This is a genomic window from Acinetobacter psychrotolerans (genome assembly GCF_048552595.1).
GTDB lineage: Bacteria > Pseudomonadota > Gammaproteobacteria > Pseudomonadales > Moraxellaceae > Acinetobacter.
This window is the reverse complement of record NZ_JBIMDK010000013.1, coordinates 76978-97277: the sequence shown is the minus strand read 5'-3', so window position 1 is coordinate 97277 and position 20300 is coordinate 76978. Positions and strand designations below refer to the sequence as shown.

At 34.8% G+C, this 20300-nt stretch carries 17 protein-coding genes; 9 read left to right on the top strand and 8 right to left on the bottom strand.

Features of this window, described 5'->3' with window-relative positions; translation table 11 throughout:
• Window positions 1-199 precede the first annotated feature (199 nt).
• Together ACG94X_RS12145 and ACG94X_RS12140 are read left to right on the top strand one after the other, a co-directional pair.
• Complete coding sequence (locus tag ACG94X_RS12145; RefSeq protein ID WP_419383988.1) at window positions 200-679, top strand: DNA breaking-rejoining protein; 480 nt, start codon at window positions 200-202, stop codon at window positions 677-679.
• A gap of 599 nt (window positions 680-1278) precedes the next feature.
• Window positions 1279-2733, top strand: a complete 1455-nt coding sequence (locus tag ACG94X_RS12140; protein WP_419383987.1) for a SulP family inorganic anion transporter — start codon at window positions 1279-1281, stop codon at window positions 2731-2733.
• Between the two features lie 123 nt (window positions 2734-2856).
• Here the strand turns inward: ACG94X_RS12140 and ACG94X_RS12135 are convergent, their stop codons facing one another.
• The 4 genes from ACG94X_RS12135 to ACG94X_RS12120 form a co-directional block, all read right to left on the bottom strand.
• A complete protein-coding gene (locus tag ACG94X_RS12135) occupies window positions 2857-3180 on the bottom strand; it encodes a hypothetical protein (protein WP_419383986.1) in 324 nt (107 codons plus the stop codon).
• A 202-nt stretch (window positions 3181-3382) separates the two neighbouring features.
• Window positions 3383-4015 (bottom strand): glutathione S-transferase family protein, encoded by a 633-nt coding sequence (locus ACG94X_RS12130; RefSeq protein WP_419383985.1) that lies wholly within the window; start codon window positions 4013-4015, stop codon window positions 3383-3385.
• A 118-nt stretch (window positions 4016-4133) separates the two neighbouring features.
• Window positions 4134-4565, bottom strand: coding sequence for a MarR family winged helix-turn-helix transcriptional regulator (locus ACG94X_RS12125; RefSeq protein WP_419383984.1), 432 nt, complete (start codon window positions 4563-4565; stop codon window positions 4134-4136).
• Between the two features lie 10 nt (window positions 4566-4575).
• Window positions 4576-5001 carry an organic hydroperoxide resistance protein gene (locus tag ACG94X_RS12120; RefSeq protein WP_419383983.1) on the bottom strand — a complete coding sequence of 142 codons (426 nt, stop codon included), beginning with the start codon at window positions 4999-5001 and terminating at the stop codon, window positions 4576-4578.
• A 1088-nt stretch (window positions 5002-6089) separates the two neighbouring features.
• Here ACG94X_RS12120 and ACG94X_RS12115 point away from each other — a divergent pair.
• From ACG94X_RS12115 to ACG94X_RS12105, 3 genes are all read left to right on the top strand, one after another.
• Window positions 6090-7358, top strand: coding sequence for a sensor histidine kinase (locus ACG94X_RS12115; RefSeq protein WP_419383982.1), 1269 nt, complete (start codon window positions 6090-6092; stop codon window positions 7356-7358).
• A 145-nt stretch (window positions 7359-7503) separates the two neighbouring features.
• The gene (glnE, locus tag ACG94X_RS12110) at window positions 7504-10254 is read left to right on the top strand and encodes a bifunctional [glutamate--ammonia ligase]-adenylyl-L-tyrosine phosphorylase/[glutamate--ammonia-ligase] adenylyltransferase (RefSeq protein WP_419383981.1); all 2751 of its coding nucleotides are present in this window, start codon (window positions 7504-7506) and stop codon (window positions 10252-10254) included.
• A gap of 26 nt (window positions 10255-10280) precedes the next feature.
• Complete coding sequence (locus ACG94X_RS12105; RefSeq protein ID WP_419383980.1) at window positions 10281-11207, top strand: branched-chain amino acid transaminase; 927 nt, start codon at window positions 10281-10283, stop codon at window positions 11205-11207.
• 88 nt (window positions 11208-11295) lie between these two features.
• Here ACG94X_RS12105 and ACG94X_RS12100 read toward each other — a convergent pair whose 3' ends face one another.
• Together ACG94X_RS12100 and ACG94X_RS12095 are read right to left on the bottom strand one after the other, a co-directional pair.
• The gene (locus ACG94X_RS12100) at window positions 11296-12318 is read right to left on the bottom strand and encodes an NAD-dependent epimerase (protein WP_419383979.1); all 1023 of its coding nucleotides are present in this window, start codon (window positions 12316-12318) and stop codon (window positions 11296-11298) included.
• Entirely contained in the window at window positions 12315-13484 is a 1170-nt protein-coding gene (locus ACG94X_RS12095) for a nucleotide sugar dehydrogenase (protein ID WP_419383978.1), read from the bottom strand. The genes ACG94X_RS12100 and ACG94X_RS12095 overlap by 4 nt, the downstream gene beginning before the upstream one ends.
• Window positions 13485-13694: 210 nt before the next feature.
• Here ACG94X_RS12095 and ACG94X_RS12090 point away from each other — a divergent pair, with 210 nt between their 5' ends.
• The 4 genes from ACG94X_RS12090 to ACG94X_RS12075 all read left to right on the top strand — a co-directional run bounded on the left by ACG94X_RS12090 (window position 13695) and on the right by ACG94X_RS12075 (window position 17265).
• On the top strand, window positions 13695-14462 hold the full coding sequence (locus ACG94X_RS12090; protein ID WP_419383977.1) for a glycosyltransferase: 768 nt from the start codon (window positions 13695-13697) through the stop codon (window positions 14460-14462).
• 39 nt (window positions 14463-14501) lie between these two features.
• Window positions 14502-15485 (top strand): stealth family protein, encoded by a 984-nt coding sequence (locus ACG94X_RS12085; protein WP_419383976.1) that lies wholly within the window; start codon window positions 14502-14504, stop codon window positions 15483-15485.
• A 13-nt stretch (window positions 15486-15498) separates the two neighbouring features.
• Window positions 15499-16257 carry a glycosyltransferase family 25 protein gene (locus ACG94X_RS12080; protein ID WP_419383975.1) on the top strand — a complete coding sequence of 253 codons (759 nt, stop codon included), beginning with the start codon at window positions 15499-15501 and terminating at the stop codon, window positions 16255-16257.
• Between the two features lie 96 nt (window positions 16258-16353).
• On the top strand, window positions 16354-17265 hold the full coding sequence (locus tag ACG94X_RS12075) for a glycosyltransferase family 32 protein (RefSeq protein ID WP_419383974.1): 912 nt from the start codon (window positions 16354-16356) through the stop codon (window positions 17263-17265).
• A gap of 98 nt (window positions 17266-17363) precedes the next feature.
• Here ACG94X_RS12075 and ACG94X_RS12070 read toward each other — a convergent pair whose 3' ends face one another.
• Complete coding sequence (locus tag ACG94X_RS12070) at window positions 17364-19295, bottom strand: acyltransferase family protein (protein ID WP_419383973.1); 1932 nt, start codon at window positions 19293-19295, stop codon at window positions 17364-17366.
• 40 nt (window positions 19296-19335) lie between these two features.
• The gene (locus tag ACG94X_RS12065; protein WP_419383972.1) at window positions 19336-20256 is read right to left on the bottom strand and encodes a WaaZ-like lipopolysaccharide core biosynthesis protein; all 921 of its coding nucleotides are present in this window, start codon (window positions 20254-20256) and stop codon (window positions 19336-19338) included.
• Window positions 20257-20300: the final 44 nt, after the last annotated feature.

The following is a 20300-nucleotide window of genomic DNA, read 5'->3' as shown; positions in this document are numbered from 1 at the left end:
GCATCTATATTTTATATCCAGTCCATGGTGATAAAAACCATCATAAACCAGACATTTTTATTGGTGAGAATATAGACACTTTAAATGGGTTCTAACAGTTAGGGTTCTCATGAACGCCATTATGTTAAATAGAGAAATGTTACAGAATAAATTCTAAAACGATTTATACTTTTATAAATCATTATTTGAGACATTAAAGATGAAAAAATCTATACATATTGGTCTTTTATCAATACTTCTATCATTCAGTTCGGTATCTACTTTTGCTAAAACTGCTGAACAAACTATAACGTTTACAAAGGGTATGAATCAAAAAACTCAAAAAGGAAAATTTGAGGGCTATGATGATGTTCAATATAAAATTTACGCAAAAAAAGGGCAAGTTCTTAAATTTAAGGTAACGAGCAATAATAATTTAGCCAATATCAATATTTTTTCTCCTGGTAAAAAACCAGGGAAAGATGAAGCAATTTTTATTGGTTCTACTGAGGGGCAAGTTGGAGAGATTGTTTTACCTTCGAATGGTGAATACACCATACAGCTCTATCAAATCAGAAATAGTGCTCGCCAAAATAAGACTGTAAATTTTCAGCTTTATGTTCAAATATTTGATCAAAATACTAGCAAAGGCACTAAGAATTTTGATGCTACAGAAGTTTACCCTGTTCTTAAAGCTTAGGACAGCCTACTAGACAATGTCAGTTTGGGGTCGTTCGTCAAGGAAATGGAACAGCCTTAGTCACGATATTTTCTAAAGAAAATAAAGAATATATTTTGAAATTTAAAAATGGGAAATTAACTTCTCCGGCAGGGAAAACTCAGAAAAAAGCAGATCTATCATTAGTTGAATTAAATACACATGAACGTTTTGAGATACCAGATGCTGTTATTTATGGCGGGTAAATATCTCTGAATCAATCACTTTTGAATTTATGTTTCTAGCCCAATACTTCTGATCTAAAGCGAAAACGAGGATTTATGATCCTCGTTTTCGTATAACACCCGTTATGTTAAATGGATAGTTTTTTAGGTAAGTTTTATTAGATTTTTAGCTTAATTCCCTCTCATAATGGATACAGGAAACATTAACTGTTATCCTTGCTCTCGAAAATCCACCAAAACAAGTTTCCTTCTTTATGACACTTACGCCACCTTAAGTTTATTTACCCCTAAATCAGTAAATAACTCATCACTGTCTAGTGATGTGGTGTAGCCGCTTGTGTGTCGTATATGTCACGTCACTAGCCTATCTAAAATTCGAAAAATCAGGCTATTTTTATGTTATCTAATGTCCGAGAACAATGGTTCTCTAACATCCGTGGGGATGTACTTGCAGGGCTAGTTGTAGGTCTTGCACTCATTCCAGAAGCTATCGCATTTTCAATTATTGCAGGTGTAGACCCAAAAGTTGGCTTGTACGCATCGTTCTGTATTGCCGTAGTGATTTCATTTGTTGGTGGTCGTCCAGCAATGATTTCAGCTGCTACAGGTGCTATGGCACTGCTCATGGTCACTTTGGTTAAAGATCACGGTCTTGAATACTTACTTGCCGCAACGATTTTAACTGGTGTTATTCAAATAGTAGCAGGCTATTTGAAACTGGCTAAGCTGATGCGCTTTGTTTCTAAATCGGTAGTGATTGGCTTTGTGAATGCCTTGGCTATCTTAATTTTTATGGCACAGTTACCTGAATTAACCAATGTCATTTGGCAAGTGTATGTCTTGGTAGCACTAGGTCTAGGCATTATCTACTTGTTTCCTTTAATCCCTAAATTAGGAAAATTACTACCTTCTCCTCTTGTTTGCATTATTGCGATTACATTACTCGTAATCGCCCTGGGAATTGATGTGCGGACTGTTGGGGATATGGGATCTTTACCTGACACACTTCCAATGTTCTTGATTCCCAATATTCCTTTGAATATTGAAACATTGATGATCATTTTGCCGTATTCGGTAGCACTAGCGGCTGTAGGTTTACTTGAATCCATGATGACAGCAACCATCGTAGATGAAATGACAGATACGCCAAGTGATAAATTCCAAGAATGCAAAGGACAAGGAATTGCCAATATTGCTTCTGGTTTTATGGGCGGTATGGCAGGGTGCGCTATGATTGGTCAATCAATGATTAATGTTAAATCTGGTGGTCTTACTCGCCTATCAACATTTTCAGCAGGAATTTTTCTTTTAGTTCTCGTAGTCTTTATTAGTGATTGGCTTAAGGTCATTCCAATGGCTGCGCTAGTGGCTGTCATGATTATGGTTTCCATCAGTACCTTTGAGTGGAGTTCATTAAAAACATTCAAAGACAATCCTAAAAGCAGCAATATTGTAATGGTAGCTACTGTCGTGGTTGTTGTAGCAACACATAACCTAGCTTTAGGCGTATTAACAGGTGTTCTGTTGTCTGCATTGTTCCTTGCGAACAAGTTAGAGAATGATATTCATGTGGAATCTACTTTAGAGGGTACGCATCGCTTATATGACTTACATGGTCAGATCTTCTTTAGTTCTTCTGAAAAATTCATGCAGGGTTTTGACTTTAAGGAAAATGTTAAGGATGTGATTATTGATTTAACTCATGCCCATATTTGGGATGTGACATCAGTTGCTATGCTTGATTCAGTAATAAATAAATTCCAAAAGAATGGTGTCAATGTGACTGTACGTGGCTTAAATGAAGCCAGTACAAATATGATTGATAAATACGGAACTCACGCCAGAATTTAAATTTAGGAGATTCTGCATTTATGTAGAGTCTCTACAATTAACATAATACGCTTTGTACGAAATCAAAAAAAACAGCATAAATTATTATTTTTACTAAATTTTTAAAATTTCGTATAAGCACTATTATGTTAAATAGGCTAATTTTTTCCATTCATTTGATATATTGTAATCTAGCTTTTCAGCTAAAAGCATGCAAAAAGATTCTCCCCCACCATCACTAAATTGCTCGGACATGAACTCAAAAAGTTCATTTTTCTCTAATACATTTAATTCTGATTTTAAATTAAATGTTGCGACTAAATATAAAATTTTGTCAATTTCACGTATGGAAAAATATCCATCTATAAATTTTTCATTATTTTTTAATAAAGAACCATCATTTTCATCCACAAAATATTGGGTAATCTCGTCATCTGGTGTCTCATTCGATATCTTTCCACCGATCAATTCTGATAAATTTTAGGTATAGGAATATCCTCATAAGTTGGAAGTTTCCATGTATAAATTGGTGCAATCAGTTCTATTTTCATAATTAACCTTATTTTTAAATATTCCTAAAATTAACATAATACAGCTTATGCGAAACCAAAAAATGGGAGATTTATGCTCCCATTTTTATCAATCTTGTTAAATCTTAAGTCTAATTTTCTCAATTTAAACTTAAAGAGCTTTCAATTTTAACAGCATTTTTCCAACTATCTAGCTTTGTTAAACCATCGATATAAAGTTTAATATACGGATAATTTTCAGCCTGATTTAATTTATAAATTAGACTATTTAATGCAAAGCCCATCATAAAGTCGGCACCAGTTAAATGATCTGCAACGAAGTATTGTTTATCTTTTAAATAGTCATTTAAAAAACTAAAAACTTTGTCAAATTCTACTTGGGCATAATTTTCTAAAAATACTAATTTAGTACCATGCTGACTCTCAATAGAATTAAATATTTTTAACAAGTAGGGCACCATTGCCGAACTTTCTGAAAAATGAATCCACTGTAAATAGTCGATATAATCTGGATCCTCAAGATCAGGTGCTAGCTGAGGCGCTAAATTTTGAATTAATAATTCAACAATCGCACCAGATTCAATAATTACTTTTCCATTCCATTCAATCACTGGGGATTTACCTAACGGGTGAATAACTTTTAAAGATTCTGGTGCTAAATGAGTGATTGAATCTCGATGATATTTTTTTAATTCATATGGTTGTTTAATTTCTTCCAACAACCAAAGTATGCGAAAAGAACGTGACTGGTCTAAATGGTGTAATGTAATCAAAACAATTTCTACCTTTTAAAACTTGAGTGGTGTAATTAGCTAGATAACTTTTACAAGTCGATCAATTATTTAAAAAATATTTTAAATCATGGGGTTGTGTAGTAAATGGATGGAATATTTAAGTGGCTTTTGCTAAGGATTGGACTAAAGACTGTATTTCACTTCTTAATTCACTAATATCAGATATATTTAATTGTTCGGAAAGTTTATTGGGGATATTTACAGCCAACTCCTTGATCTCTGATCCCTTAGTTGTAAGTGTGACTAGAACTCTTCGTTCATCATTTGAATCTCTTCGACGGTTAATAAAACCTGAGTTTTCCATCCGCTTAAGTAATGGTGTCAAAGTTCCACTATCTAAATATAAGCAATGGCCAAGATCACCCACACTTACAGAATCACGTTCCCATAACACAAGCATTACCAAATATTGAGAATACGTAAGACCTAAAGGTTCCAGTAAAGGTCTATATACTTTTACTAGCAAGTTTGATGCAGCATATAGAGGAAAACATAACTGCTTATCTAGCTTTAGATGATCATTAGACATATAGAAATCTTTATCGAATTTTTACAGTGATAGTAACTTCTATATTACCCCGAATTGCATTGGAATAAGGGCAAACCTTATCGGCTTCACTAACAATTAACTCAGCAGTTTCTTGATCTAGATCTGTAATCGTTACTTCTAATGCTACTGTTAGGGCAAAGCCACCATGGTCATTTGATTTCAATCCAACTGTGGCAATTACTTGAATATCATTATCTCGAACCTTATTGTTTTTATTTCGTGATACATGAATAACAGCATTACCAAAACAAGATGCATAACCTGCTGCAAATAATTGTTCAGGGTTTGTTGCATCACCTTTACCACCTAATGCTTTTGGTAAGGCAAGACTAAGATTTAATAAATCATCTTCGCTATGAATATTTCCGTTACGACCGCCAACTGCTTTAACTTGTGTTGAATATAGAGTGCTCATTATGGTGCCTTTATTTAGCTAGCAATTAAATTGATAGCAATATAATTACTTAATATTATAGCTATGTCAAATTTTAAAAATTAAGTTTGATCAATTTCCTTTAAGTTCAATTTGATATTTTAATAATTTTAGCGTTAAGCCAAACGCAGTCTCCTCTCCCACCTGCCCATTTACTAAATGTCTCATTTTTAATGCATGCATAAATCAAGTGTAAAGCTCATGTATTAAAGGCCTTCAGGTGTTTTAAGGGAATCATTTTGATGCAAAGTGATGCGATTTGATGCAGATAGAAAGGGCATTAAAAAATGTGAGGTGTTTTACGGTTTTTAAAAGTCTAAAAATAAAAGTCCAATTTAGGTTACCAAGCTTTAAAGTGATATCTAAGTTATTAATATATAATAAAATAGTTGGTAGCTTTTATAAGGTTACTTCGGGTTACCAAGTCAATCAAAAAATCATTTAATTATTAATAATCATAAGGTTAATAGGTTGCTGTTGGTAATCTAAAAGTAACTTTTATAAATAGTATATAACTTTAATCTATTCATATAGATAACTGTATAAAATAATATTGGTAACTAAAGTAACCTGTTTTTTATGATGTGATTTTTAGAAAATGAGTTTTAATTTTTCAATAATATTATTTAAATTATTATATAAAATAACAATTTAAGTAATATTTCTCCCACGAAATTCCCCACAACTTATCTTAAGTATATGTATTAATATAATTATTTTTATCCGACCCTTGGGACCAGATTTTTAGAGAGCCTCAAGCACATTCAGTCTTGGAGTTTTTTATTGCCTAATCAAATATAAATGTTACATTTTTTGAATTATTATTATTTAGATTTTATACATAGCTTAACAAGTTGTGTGCCTAAAAATAAGTATTCATATTGGTTAGACTCAGATTGGAGCCCTAGTATTTGTACCATTTGTTATATTTCCAAAGCCTAGGAAATGTGAATTTTATCGGAATTTAACTCGACTAAGTGTCATTTAAAAACAAGAACTGTTATATTAATTATGTGAATATTTGTAAGTTGAAGTGTTGACTTTAAAAGACTATATGAGGCGTGATAAATATGAATTTGGAACTTCTCGAAGCTCACCAATTAGAACAGTTGAGCGCATGTCGTAATTCGTTAACACTAGGCGTATTCTCAGATCATAATAAAATTGAACGTTATTTACGTGTCGCTAGAGCCGTTTTGAATGTAGATAAAGCTATTTTTGCGTTTCAATCTGAACCATATATGTGGGTCGCAACACCAGAAGATGACTTTAAACCTTATATCGCAGTGAATTCCGAATCGTTATCTCCTTATTTTGATGGTGAGTTGATCATCTCTCAGGGTCATAAAAATTATCAAAAATTATTTCAATTACTTAAAACTTATGGATTATCATTCGAACGTTTATTGTGCTGTGACTTTAAGCTAGAAACGGGTGAATCTGTTGGGCAAATCATTTTTTATGATACTTCAACCGAAGATTTTACAGAAAAACAAAAAAACCTGTTGATTGAGCTAACTTCCGATTTAACCACCATTTTAGAAGATCGAAATGACTCACAATATTTTTATGAACTCTATGAAGAGGAACGGGCGCTTAATTTTAGTAAAACCAAGTTTTTTCAAATCATTGCTCATGATCTACGCGCCCCATTTCACGGTTTAATTGGCTTTACCGATGTCTTGGCGAATGAACGTGAAACATTGGATGAGCGAAGTGTTGAGGATATTGTCCATTATTTACATGACACCTTGCAGTCTACCTATTGTTTACTGGAAAATTTATTGAATTGGGCGATGGCGGAAGGCGGACGTTTTGTTTATCACCCCATTCATTTTAAATTAAAACAAACTACTAAAATTGTTTTTGATGTTTTAAATAGTTTGGCAATTAAGAAAAATATTGAGCTTATTGAAGATGTTGATGACCGCTTAATGGTCTATGCAGATATGAATATGATTACTTCGATCATCCAAAATTTAGTTTCTAATGCGCTTAAGTTTACGCATACGGATGGTACAGGGCGTGTTGTTATTTCAGCCAAGCAAATTGAGCAAAATGTTGAAATATCTATTCATGACACAGGCTTGGGCATGTCGCAGTCTCAGATTGAAAAAGTTTTCGAACCACAAATTAAAGTCAGCCTGAAAGGTACTACCGGCGAACAAGGTACAGGTCTCGGTCTGGTTTTATGTAAGCGTTTTGTCGACCTTAATCATGGTCAAATTTTTGTAAACTCTGAGAATGGTTGCGGTACAACGTTCACGGTGGTACTCCCTGTAACGAAGGCTTTTGAGAAAATATCAACTGTCAACACGAATCTAGAAGTTAAAGCCTGATAAAATGAGTGCGTTGATGATGCTCAAAATATTATTTGCTGCATATCTTTAGTCAGTATTTTTTAGAGAAAAGAAAAAATCCTTCCAAAAAGCCAAGTCAAACTGCTATAAATACAACGATAAATTAGACGTATAGGCTTTTCCGATGAACGCTGAACAATTGCAAAAAACATTACGTGCAAGTCAGTATGCAGAACAAGTTTTAAGTTTACATCACGTTGCTTTAGAACAAGATTATGCAGTAGATGAATTTAAACATTCATTATCAACGGAAAACATTCAGCAATTCATTCACGACACACTTTCGAATATAAATGATGAAATCGAATGGATGAAAGCCATTCGTATTTTACGTGCGCGTTTAATGTTTCGTTGGATCTGGCAAGATGCCAATCAATTAACAGATGTTGTGACCTTAACACGTGAATTATCTGATTTTGCAGATGCAAGTATTATTGCTGCAAAAGATTTTGCACGCATTCCGCTTATTGCAAAATATGGTGAACCTATTGGATACAACGGTAAACTCCAAGACCTAATTGTGATTGGAATGGGGAAATTAGGTGCGCAAGAACTGAATTTATCCAGTGACATCGATTTGATTTTTGCCTTTGATGAACAAGGCGAAACGAATGGTCGCAAATGTATAGATGTGCAGCAATTTTGTATTTTTTGGGGACAAAAGTTAATTTATTTGTTGGATCATATTACTGCTGAGGGCTTTGTGTTCCGTGTAGATATGCGTCTACGTCCGTGGGGTGATGGTTCTGCATTGGTAATTAGCCATGTGGCTTTAGAAAAATATCTAAGTCAACATGGGCGCGAGTGGGAGCGCTATGCATGGATTAAGGCACGTATTGTCACTGGCGGTAAAGATGGCGATGATCTGTTAGAAATGACGCGTCCTTTCGTGTTTCGTAAATATGTCGATTACACTGCTTTTGAAGCCATGCGTGAAATGAAGGCCATGATAGAGCGTGAAGTGGCTCGTCGAAATATTGCAGACGACATTAAACTCGGTGCGGGTGGTATTCGTGAAGTTGAATTTATTGTCCAAGTTTTTCAGTTAATTTATGGTGGGGCAAAATTAGAATTACAAGATCGCCAATGTTTAGTGAGCTTAATACATTTAGGTGAAGTCGGATTGTTAGATCATCAATCTGTTTTAGACCTCGAGGATGCATATTTATTCCTACGCCGTGTCGAACATGCCATTCAAGCGTTAAATGACCAACAGACACAATCGTTACCGACTGAACCTGAGTTGCGTCAACGTATGATAGATACTTTAGGTTTTGATGATTGGGACAGTTTTATTGATTTTCTTGATCAAAAGCGTAACAAAGTCACTTTTCAGTTTGAACATCTCATTAAAGAAAAAGGGCTTGAATCACCGATTGAAAGCTTTGCTCAACTTGAAAGCCAACTCAATGATATTCTAGATGATACCGCTAAAAACTTAGTTCATGAGTTTTGGTATGGGCATGCGATTAAAAAACTTCCTGCTAAAGCTGTGCAGCGTTTAAAAGAGTTCTGGCCGCATTTAATTGGAGCTATTTTACAGTCAGATAAACCCCAAGTGGCTTTAATGCGTTTAATGCCTTTGGTGGAGTCGGTTATGCGCCGTACTGTTTATTTGGTGATGTTGATTGAAAGTAAAGGTGCGTTACAGCGACTTGTCAAAATGGCGACAGTCAGTCCGTGGATTTGTGAAGAGCTAACCCATTATCCAGTTTTATTGGATGAATTTTTATCGATGGATTTTGAATTGCCAAAGCGTAAAGATTTAGAGGATTCTTTGCGACAGCAATTGTTACGTATCGAAATTGATCAAGTTGAAGATCAAATGCGAGTTTTACGTTTATTTAAAAAATCTAATGTTTTGACTGTGGCAGCAAGTGATGTACTTGCGGAAAGCCTGTTGATGAAAGTGTCGGATGCTTTAACGGATATTGCAGAAGTTTCCGTGATCGCAACGCTTAATTTGGCATACCAGACCGTTGCGAAAAAGCATGGTTATCCTGTCGATGCAGAAGGGCAGCGTTGTTCAATCGATCATACTGCATTTACCGTGATTGGTTATGGCAAAGTCGGTGGTATTGAATTGGGCTATGGTTCTGATTTAGATCTTGTTTTTATTCATTATATGGATGAACAAGCAGATACTGATGGTGCGAAATCAATCAGCAGTTTTGAATTTGCGATGCGTGTTGCACAAAAATTTATGTCCCTCATGACGACGCAAACTTTAGATGGTCGTGTGTATGAAGTCGATACACGTTTGCGTCCATCTGGAGAAGCGGGTTTATTGGTGACAAGTTTGAAAGCCTTTGAACAATATCAGCTCAAAAGTGCATGGGTTTGGGAGCATCAGGCGCTTGTTCGTGCTAGATCGATTGCAGGGGAGCAAAGTCTGAGAACAAAATTTGAAGAATTACGTTGCCGAATTTTAACTTTACCGCGTGAGGACGAGTCTGTCCGCAAAGAAGTTTTAAATATGCGTCAAAAGATGAAAGACCATTTAGGATCTTCCAAAGAGCAGAAAAAAGATGGAATTTTTCATTTAAAACAGGATGCAGGTGGTATCGTTGACATCGAATTTATGGCACAGTATGCCGTACTCGCATGGAGTGGGACGAATAAAGATCTCGCCCATTTTTCCGATAATGTGCGTATTCTTGAAGATGCTGCTAAAGCAGGTTGCTTATCCAGCGAGGATGCTTCAGCACTCATTCAAGCTTATCTCAGTGAACGAGCCGAGAGCCACCGTCTAGCGCTTGCGAATCATAATATGCAAGTCAATGCTGCGGATTGGCACGATACCCGAGAGATCGTTTGCAAGTTATGGCAAAGACTAATTGATCCAACTGCGACATTCGCATTGGAAAATGAATAATTGTGTAAAAATTTGGAGTGTGTGGCATGAACTTGGCTGATCGTGATGGTTTTATTTGGCAAGATGGACAATTGGTTGATTGGCGTGAGGCAAAAACTCACGTCTTAACACATACTTTACACTATAGTATGGGTGTGTTTGAGGGTGTCCGAGCTTATGAAACTCCGAATGGAGCAGCGATTTTCCGTTTAAAAGAACACACTAAGCGTCTATTAAATTCTGCAAAAATTTATCAAATGAAAGTTCCATATAATCAAGCGACTTTGGAACAGGCTCAAATTGATGTTGTTCGTGAAAATAAATTGGCATCTTGCTATTTACGTCCAATCATTTTCATTGGTTCTGAAAAATTGGGTATCGCGGCAACCGACAATACAATTCATGCAGTTGTTGCTGCTTGGAGCTGGGGTACTTATCTTGGCGAAGAAGCAATGGAAAAAGGGATTCGTGTTAAAACGTCTTCATTTACCCATCATCACCCTAATGTAACCATGTGTAAGGCAAAAGCATCAGGTAACTATACATTGTCAATTCTTGCACACCAAGAAGTCGCGCACTCAGGTTATGACGAAGCAATGTTACTCGACCCACAAGGTTATGTATGTCAAGGTTCGGGTGAAAATGTATTCTTAGTACGTGATGGTGTGATTCATACGCCTGACGTTGCTGGTGGTGCGTTGGATGGTATTACTCGTCAAACGATTATTACCATTGCCAAAGACTTAGGGTATGAGGTTATTGAGCGTCGTATTACGCGTGACGAATTCTATATTGGTGATGAGGCCTTCTTTACAGGAACTGCTGCCGAAGTAACGCCAATCCGTGAATATGATGACCGTCAAATTGGTGAAGGTGTTCGTGGTCCAATCACAACACAAATCCAAAAAGCATATTTTGATGCGGTTCAGGGTAAAGACCCTAAATATGCACATTGGCTTACTTATGTAAAATAAGTTGCTGAATGTTAAAAAAGGATTCCAATCGGAATCCTTTTTTTATGCTGAAAATTCAAAATGAATTTTAATTTTTAAAATAATTCCATTAAACCTGATAAAAATTTCGATACCAGTCTACAAACTGTTGAACGCCATCCTCAACAGATACAGAGGGTTTATAGCCGATGCTTTGTTCTAACGCTATGCTATCTGCAAAGGTATCTGGCACATCACCTGGTTGGAGTGGAAGTAGTTCTAAAATAGCTTTTTTGCCTAATGCTTTTTCAATGGCGTGAATATATTCAATCAGTTTCACTGGATTGTTATTGCCGATATTGAAAATACGGAAAGGTGCATAGCTGGTCGATGGATCTGGGTTTTTGCTATCCCAGTTCGGATCAGGCTGTGCAATTTGATCACTTGAGCGAATCACGCTCTCTACAATATCTGAAATAAAAGTAAAGTCGCGGGTATGGTTACCATGATTAAAAACTGGAATCGATTGACCTTCAATAATATTTTTAGTGAATTTAAACAATGCCATATCAGGGCGACCCCAAGGGCCATAGACAGTGAAAAAGCGTAATCCTGTTGTTGGTAAAGCAAATAAATGGCTATAACTATGAGCCATTAACTCATTGGCACGCTTGGTCGCTGCATAAAATTGCACAGGGTGATTTACACCATGTTTCTCACTAAATGGCATCGTGGTGTTTGCACCATAAACACTACTAGTACTTGCATAGGTTAAATGCGGTGTTTTTGCATAACGGCATGCTTCGATAATATTGGTAAAACCAATAAGATTACTTTCTACATAACTCAGCGGATTTTCTAGTGAGTAACGGACACCTGCTTGCGCAGCCAAATGAATCACTCGATCAAATTGATGATTGTTAAAGCATTCATCTACAGAGGCTTTATCAGCAAGGTTTGCTCGGATAAAAGTGAATGATTGTTGAGTTTGTTCAGCAGTTTCTTCTAAAACCTTGAGTCGTGCTTCTTTTAAGGCAGGATCATAGTAATCATTGACAATGTCAAAACCGACGACATCATCACCACGTTCTAAAAGTTTTTTTGCAACATTGAATCCAATAAAACCTGCCGCACCTGTTACCAGAACCTTCATTCATCTGCTCCGAAAATATCTCTTGTATAGACTTTATCTAATACATCGCTTAAATCATTGGAAATACGATTGGCAATAATCACATCACTTTGTTGCTTAAATTGTTCTAAATCATTCACAACTTTCGATTTAAAGAATTCATCTTCTTGTAAAGCAGGCTCATAGACGATGACTTCAATGCCTTTAGCTTTGATGCGCTTCATGACACCTTGAATCGCCGATGCTCTAAAATTGTCTGAGCCACTTTTCATCACAAGGCGATAAATACCAACTGTATTTGGATTACGCGAGATCACTGAATCTGCGATAAAATCTTTACGGGTACTGTTTGAATCCACAATCGCTTGAATCAAGTTACTTGGAACATGATTATAATTCGCCAAAAGTTGTTTGGTGTCTTTCGGTAGGCAATAACCGCCGTAGCCAAATGATGGATTATTATAGTGATTACCAATACGGTGATCTAAACAAACGCCATCAATAATTTGATGCGTATCTAGACCAAAAATTTGTGCATAAGTATCAAGTTCATTGAAATAAGCCACACGCATGGCTAAATAAGTATTGGCAAATAACTTAATCGCTTCTGCTTCAGTAGAGTCTGTAAATAAAACAGGGCTGTCTTTTTTTATCGCCCCTTCAATTAACAAATCGGCAAACAGTTTTGCACGTTCAGATTTTTCACCGACAATAATACGTGAAGGATATAAGTTATCGTGTAAGGCTTTGCCTTCACGAAGAAATTCTGGTGAAAAGATAATATTTTCAGTATTTAATTGTTCTTTTAAGTTTTTAGTAAAACCGACTGGAACAGTGGATTTAATCACCATCACAGCATTTGGATTAATTTCTAAAACTTGTTTTACTACGCTTTCAACACTTTGGGTATTGAAGTAATTGGTACGTGTATCGTAATCAGTCGGTGTTGAGATAATGACAAAATCAGCAGCACGATATGCTTCTACAGGGTCAGTCGTCGCTTTAAAATTAAGTGATTTTTCAAGTAGAAAATTGGAAATATCTGCATCTTGAATGGGCGATATTTTATTATTAAGTAGATCTACTTTGTCTTGAAGAATATCGACTGCTACAACTTCATGATGTTGTGCAAAAATCATTGAATTGGACAAGCCAACGTAACCTGTACCCGCGACTGCTATTTTCATAAAAACCTAGTATAGAAAATGTGCTTGTAAAAGAGTTTTAGCGACTCACATAGTGATTCATTTACGGTTTGAAAATGACATCAATACACGAGGCTTTTTCGCATCATAGCATATTCTAAATCAACAAATTGTTCGGTAAATGAAATCGAATAAAGTAACTTGGTGATGGTAATGGTATGATATGGCATTGCTCAGGTGGAAGATTGATGCATGCAGGTCAATGATTCAAGTTTACAGTCGAATTTAGCTGAAACAGAAAAAAATATTGTTTTATGTATGAAATGGGGCACTAAATACGGTGCAGATTACGTAAATCGACTTTACAACATGGTAAAGCGACACACTACGATTGATTTTCAAATGGTGTGTTTAACTGACCGTACAGAAGGCATAAGTCCTGAAGTACAATGTTTTCCAATTCCGCCTTTGGCACTGCCAGAAGGAAGCCCTGAACGTGGATGGAACAAATTATCAACTTTTGAGCCAGATCTATATGGATTGAAAGGTAATGCGCTATTCCTTGATTTAGATGTTGTTATTATTGACAATATTGATGATTTTTTTACCTATCCCGGTGAGTTTCTTGTTATTCACGATTGGAAACGTCCTTGGCGTGTGACGGGGAACAGCTCTGTTTATCGTTTTAAATTAGGTTCTTTTCCTGAAATTTTACCGTATTTCCGTGAAAATTTTGAAGAAATTAGCCATAAATTTCGCAATGAACAAGAATATCTGTCTTGGTATGTCGATCAGCAGAAAAAACTGAGTTATTGGCCAAAAGATTGGTGCAAGAGTTATAAATATCATTGCCTACAAAAAATTCCATTGGCATATTTTAAACCACCGATCAAACCGCAAGATGCTAAGATTATTATTTTTCATGGTGAAATTAATCCACCAGAAGCAGTTTCTGGCGGTGGTGGTAAATGGTATCGCTATGTGTTGCCTTCGGACTGGATTAAAGACGCTTGGCAATAATTCAATTCATTTATTAGATCAAATTTGAGAACACTATAGATGCAAAATCTTGATATCGTGATTGCTTGGGTCGATGGCAATGATGTTGAGCTAAAACGTAAACGCCATAAATATCTTACCGGTGAAGATGCTTCTGATGCTGTAAGTGATACGCGTTTTGCCAGTAATGATGAAATTTATTACAACATTGCATCTATATTGAAATATGTACCTTTTTGCCGTCATATTTATATTGTGACAGATCAGCAGCAACCCAAATTTTTAAATGAGTTTGTCATACAAGATTTATGTGATACTAATAAAATTCGTGTTGTTGATCATCGTGAAATTTTCGAAGGTTATGAGCAATTTCTACCGACTTTTAATACTCGCTCAATTGAAAGCATGTTGTGGAATATCAAAGATCTTTCAGATTACTTCATTTACTTAAATGATGACTTCTTTTTTAATTCACCTGCTCAAATTGAAGATTTTCTTGAGAGTGATAAAATCGTCACCTATGGACACTGGAAAAGCTGTTTTAGTTACAAGGCTAAGCTGAAATATCGTCAATTTTTAAATCGAAACTTTAATAAACCGATCCAGCCTGGTCATGTGATTGCACAAATGCTCGGTGCAGATGTATTGGGATTTAGAGAGTTCTTTGAAATTCACCATTATCCACACTGTGTAGATCGTAAGATTTTAAGTGAATATTTATTGCGTCACCCAGACCTATTGGAAACACAGATTAAGTATAAATTTAGAAGTGTTGAGCAATTGAATCCGATCTCGTTGATGAATCATTTAAAAATTCAAAAAAATGAAGCAGTTTTAAAGCCTGATTTAGCTTTGGCTTATTTGAAAAATGCTGAAAGCTTGCCTAAGTTTGTGGAAGCATTGAATCAAGATGCGATTAAATATGGTTGCATTCAAAGTTTGGATCAGCTGAGTTCTGATAATGCTGAACTCGTTCGTATTGCAATGATTGATAAATTAAAAGATTACTTACCTCAATCTATAATTCTAGCTAAAGCCGTGTAATAGGAAAGTACTCATGAAAGTTGAAACATATCTTATTAATTTAGATGGCAGTGATGAGCGGCTTGCGAGAGCTACGGCACAACTGGAAGCAGTAAATTGGGCTTTTGAACGTTTTTCTGCATATGATGGGCGTGGAAAAGAGCTTTTATCATTTGAAAATTATGATGACAAAATGACGCAACAGCTTTTGGGTCGGTGTCTACTGAGTTCTGAGTTGGGTTGTTATCTCAGTCATTATGGATGTGCTCAGAAATTTCTACAAAGTGATGCAGATTATTTAGTTGTTTTAGAAGATGATATGAAAATTACTGATGATTTTAAAACGTCAGTTGATCAGATTTTAAATTATTTAGATGCGCATAAAGAGTTTGATTGGTATCTTATTAATTTAGCAGCAAAAAAGAAAAAATTAGCAAAAGATATTACACAGTTTGGTAACCATTCATTGTGGCATGCTTATTATTTTCCAATTCGTGGTTTGGGCTTGATTTGGTCACGGAAGGGTGCTGAAGAGTTTGTTGCTTCGGGAAAAACGATGACCATGCCAGTGGACATTTTTTTCCAAACTTGGCTAAGTAAGAATGGTAAAGGTTTAGGTGTTTGGCCGGCGTTGGTTCAACCTGCTGGTTTAGATAGTGATATTTTAGGTACGGTCGCTGCACAAGGGATTTCTCGGAAAGATAAAGAAAATCGTGATGGTTCATATGGTTTTAAAAAGCAGAAGCGTATGTGGCGTGATCGGATGTATGCGTTTAAACATCTTTATTTCTAAGTGTATTAAGATATAAGTGGATAATTATTAGTTAAATATACTGTGTAAAATGCATTTATATAGTTATTACTTTAGGTAAAATTTTGGGCTGATTATATGAAAATCTTTAAAAAAATGTTTTATTTAGCTAAATTTCATATGATGTATTATTACAAAATTAGACATACGAATAAAAAAATTGATAACTATGCAGGACAGCTCATTTTTAATCCTGTCGATACCTGTATTGAATTACCTAAAAAAATATGGATTTATTGGGAAGGTGATTTTCCTGAGTTTGTTGAAAAATGTGTCCAAAATATTCGTGAAAAAAATCCATCTTATGATGTCTCTGTGCTTAACCCTGAAAATGTCAGTCAGTATAGTGATATTAATTTCTTCTTATTGAAGGATGCGACACCCCAACAAAAGGCTGATTTGCTCAGATTTGATCTTTTGTATAGGTATGGTGGAATTTGGTTAGATGCCAGTATTATTGTGTATGAGAGTTTGGACTGGATTCCTGAACTGATGCAAAAAAATCAGACAGAATGTTTTTCTTATTATCGTAAAAAAAATACCACAAATATCAATTATCCAGTATTAGAGAATTGGTTACTGGCAAGCGTTAAAAATAATGTTTTCTTTAAACATTGGTACGATGAATTGTATTTAGCAATTCAGCAAACGCCTAAAAGCTACGTACAAAATATTCGAAACACAGAGAAAAATAGCAAAGATTTTTTTCAAAGAATTAGCAATTTGGAATATTTAGTAGCGTATGTTGCATGTCAAAAAGTACTAAGACGATCTTTCCCAAGTATTACTTTGATTGATTGTGATGAAAATGCATTTTACTACCAAGTGAAAAATCGCTGGGTAAAAGAAAAGATTTTGATTGACATGGCAATTAATTACCCAGCTGAAGAATACCCTAAGTTGATAAAGCTTGCTGGAAAAGAGCGCAATTATTTATGTCAATATTATGATAAAGGAATGTATTTTAAAGGGTCCTTTATTGATTTTTAACTTTAAAGTTATTTAATCATGTTTAAAAACTAAGCTTTGATCTCAACTAGGAAATCAAAGCTTAGTTAGATTAGAATTTTAGCTAACACAACAGCTAGCTAGTCTGACTTAGATAAAAACTGTTGAAGTACTTTATATTTAGCCTGTTGAGTAAAATATTCTTCAGAAGACAATGAACCAAAAACAGATAAATGGCGACCATCCAAAGAATAGGGAATACTTTCTTTTGCCATATGATTTGGTTTAAACAAATCAGCTTGTGTGAGCAATAACGTATTTGAATAGCGTTGAGTCATATCCGTAATGAGTCGCGATGCGGTTTTTTGCTGTTTAGCTTTTACATTATCAAAATAACTATTTAGATTGAAATTTCGATGTAACCACAATGACCGTTTGTATAAAATGCTAATATTTGCATCAAAAGCATAAGGTTCAGACATCACAATAACTTTCTTATGAGATTGATTCGCGAGTTTTAGCAAATTCTCAAAGCTTTGTTCCTGATGCTGTTGTACAATATCGGACCAGCGACCTGCAAAAATTAATGCATTATATTGATTTATATTGTTTTTTAAGTAATCTCTGTTCAGCATACATTGCTGGTAGGCAGTAGAGTTTTTATCCCCGGTAAATTGTTTATCTGTACTTGGGTAACACCAATTGGTAGTAATTGCGTGGATATTTAAGTTGAGTTCTTTACCTAAATAATGCCAAAAAGGAATATTATGGCCAGCAAAAGAATCACCAAATAAAAGCACGGGCTGAGCATCTGCTTGCTTCGATCCGATATGACATTCAAGTCCCTGTTGCCCCACCTTCAGACTATGATCATCTTTAATGTTATAAAAACACCAGCCATTGGAAACTTTTGGCATTTCTAGCTTTTCATTGTGTTGTAAATACAGTGAATCCGCACGATTCTTTAAACCATCCTTATTGATATATGAATAGAGCATAGATGAAGAGATAAGAATGATAAAGAATAGTAAATAACAGTAATATACCTTGATATTGACTAAGAATTTTCTTGAGCTTTCAATATATTTATAGCTTAACCAACCTAAAATAAAAGAAATTAGAATCGCTAAACTAATATTGACTAAATTTTTTTCAAAGAAAAAATATCCGAGTAAGAATGCAACAGGCCAATGCCATAAATAAATGGAGTACGAAGCACTGCCTATATTTTGAATAAATTTAAATTTGGTAAAGATTGAATTTTGTTGGTTGGCAATAAGAATAAGCATCGTTCCAATCACAGGAACTAAGGCATTATAACTTGGCCATATTGTATCTTGACCAAACAGAACTAAACTTAGTGCAATGCTTGCAAAACCAATAATTTCAAGACAATGCTTTATCGGTTGGGTTGGCGTATATGTTCGAAAATAATAGTAAGCCAAGCCACCAGCAAGCAACTCCCAAGCACGTGAGGTGAGCTTAAAAAAAGCATAGATGGAGTCTTTAGATGAGATATAAATCGAAAAGCTTAAAGATGAAATGCATAATAAGATTAAAAATATCCCTAAGAATCTTTTATTTTGAATAATTTTAAAATATAAATAAACAAGAATAGGAAATAATATATAAAATTGCCATTCTACGGATAAAGACCAAGTATGGAGTAAGGCTTTATCATGAGAGCTTACAGCAAAATAATCACCTGCTTGACGATAATATAAGTCATTGGATAAAAAACTTAGACTATATTTTGCATCTTTAGCAAATAACTTAAAGTCTTCTGGGATGAAAAAAAACCATCCACAAATTGTCATGATCAAGACGACAAAGAAAAGTGCAGGAAAAATTCGTGTGATTCGTGCTAAATAAAAATTTATAAAAGAAAAGCTATTTTTTTCAAGGTTCTCAATAATAATCTTGGTCATTAGATAACCTGAGATTACAAAGAAAACATCGACTCCTAGGAATCCCGCAGAAAATCCTGAAACTCCGAAATGGAACAGAACAACGAGTATTACAGCATAGGCACGGAGCCCATTGATATCATAACGAAAATTTTTGGTTTGCATATTGAAAATGAATTAAGAGCTAATGTGGCGAATCCAAGTTTTATAAAAGCTTTGGGTCTAATTTCTCAAAAGACTCTATCGCACTTTTAAGTGAAAGATTGTAAACTTTAATATTCTGCTTGTCTAAAAAGTGAGATGCTGTTTCAAATGCTGGAAATATTTCAGTTAAGTACTGATTGAGCATAGTTGGTTGTTTATTAGAACTTTCTTCATAAAAACGTGGTTGGTTAAAGTTATTCATATCTAAACCAGCTAAATAAATTTCAGCATAAGATAATGAATGTATAATCTGTAAAGCCACATATGGCACTGTGAAATAATCATAAATACAATCTTGGATATGAAGAGAAAACCCTTTATTATTTTCTAAATAGAAATATTCTTTATCTGGATTGATGGCAATCCGTGGTCCTAAAAACCGTTCTACCTCACCTTCTTCTGTAATGGTTTCAATAACTTTAATCTGACATTTAATTTCTTCGGGATTGATTTTTCTCAAAATGATGTCAAGGCAGCGAGGAGTAGTGAAAAAAGTACATTGGCTTTGGAGTACTTTAAGCACTAAGTCAAAACGATTCTGTGTAAAATTGAAGTCGATAATGACATAGTATTTAAATTGAACATGGTCTAATGATATCGAACCATTTACGCCTATATAATCAATATCTTGTTTCTTAAAGATCTGTGTTGGAAATGTTTGGATAGATGGCCCTGTAGCAACTAGCATTATTTTTTTACAATTATCTGTTGGCATGGCCGTATTATCGGTAATAAGTTTTTTTTGAAAATAAACTTTATCAATACCGCCGATTTTATTTCGTTCTACATCATAATAAGGCCAATATTTACGATTATGTTTATATGCTTTAGGGTGGGTATATTTATAAATAATTTTATAAATATTTCTTAAAACAAAATTTGAAAATTTTAATTGTAAGAGCTGTAATGCTTTTTTGTTCATAAAAGTCGCAAGAGAAAAATGAATGACGAAAGAGTAGCCGTTTA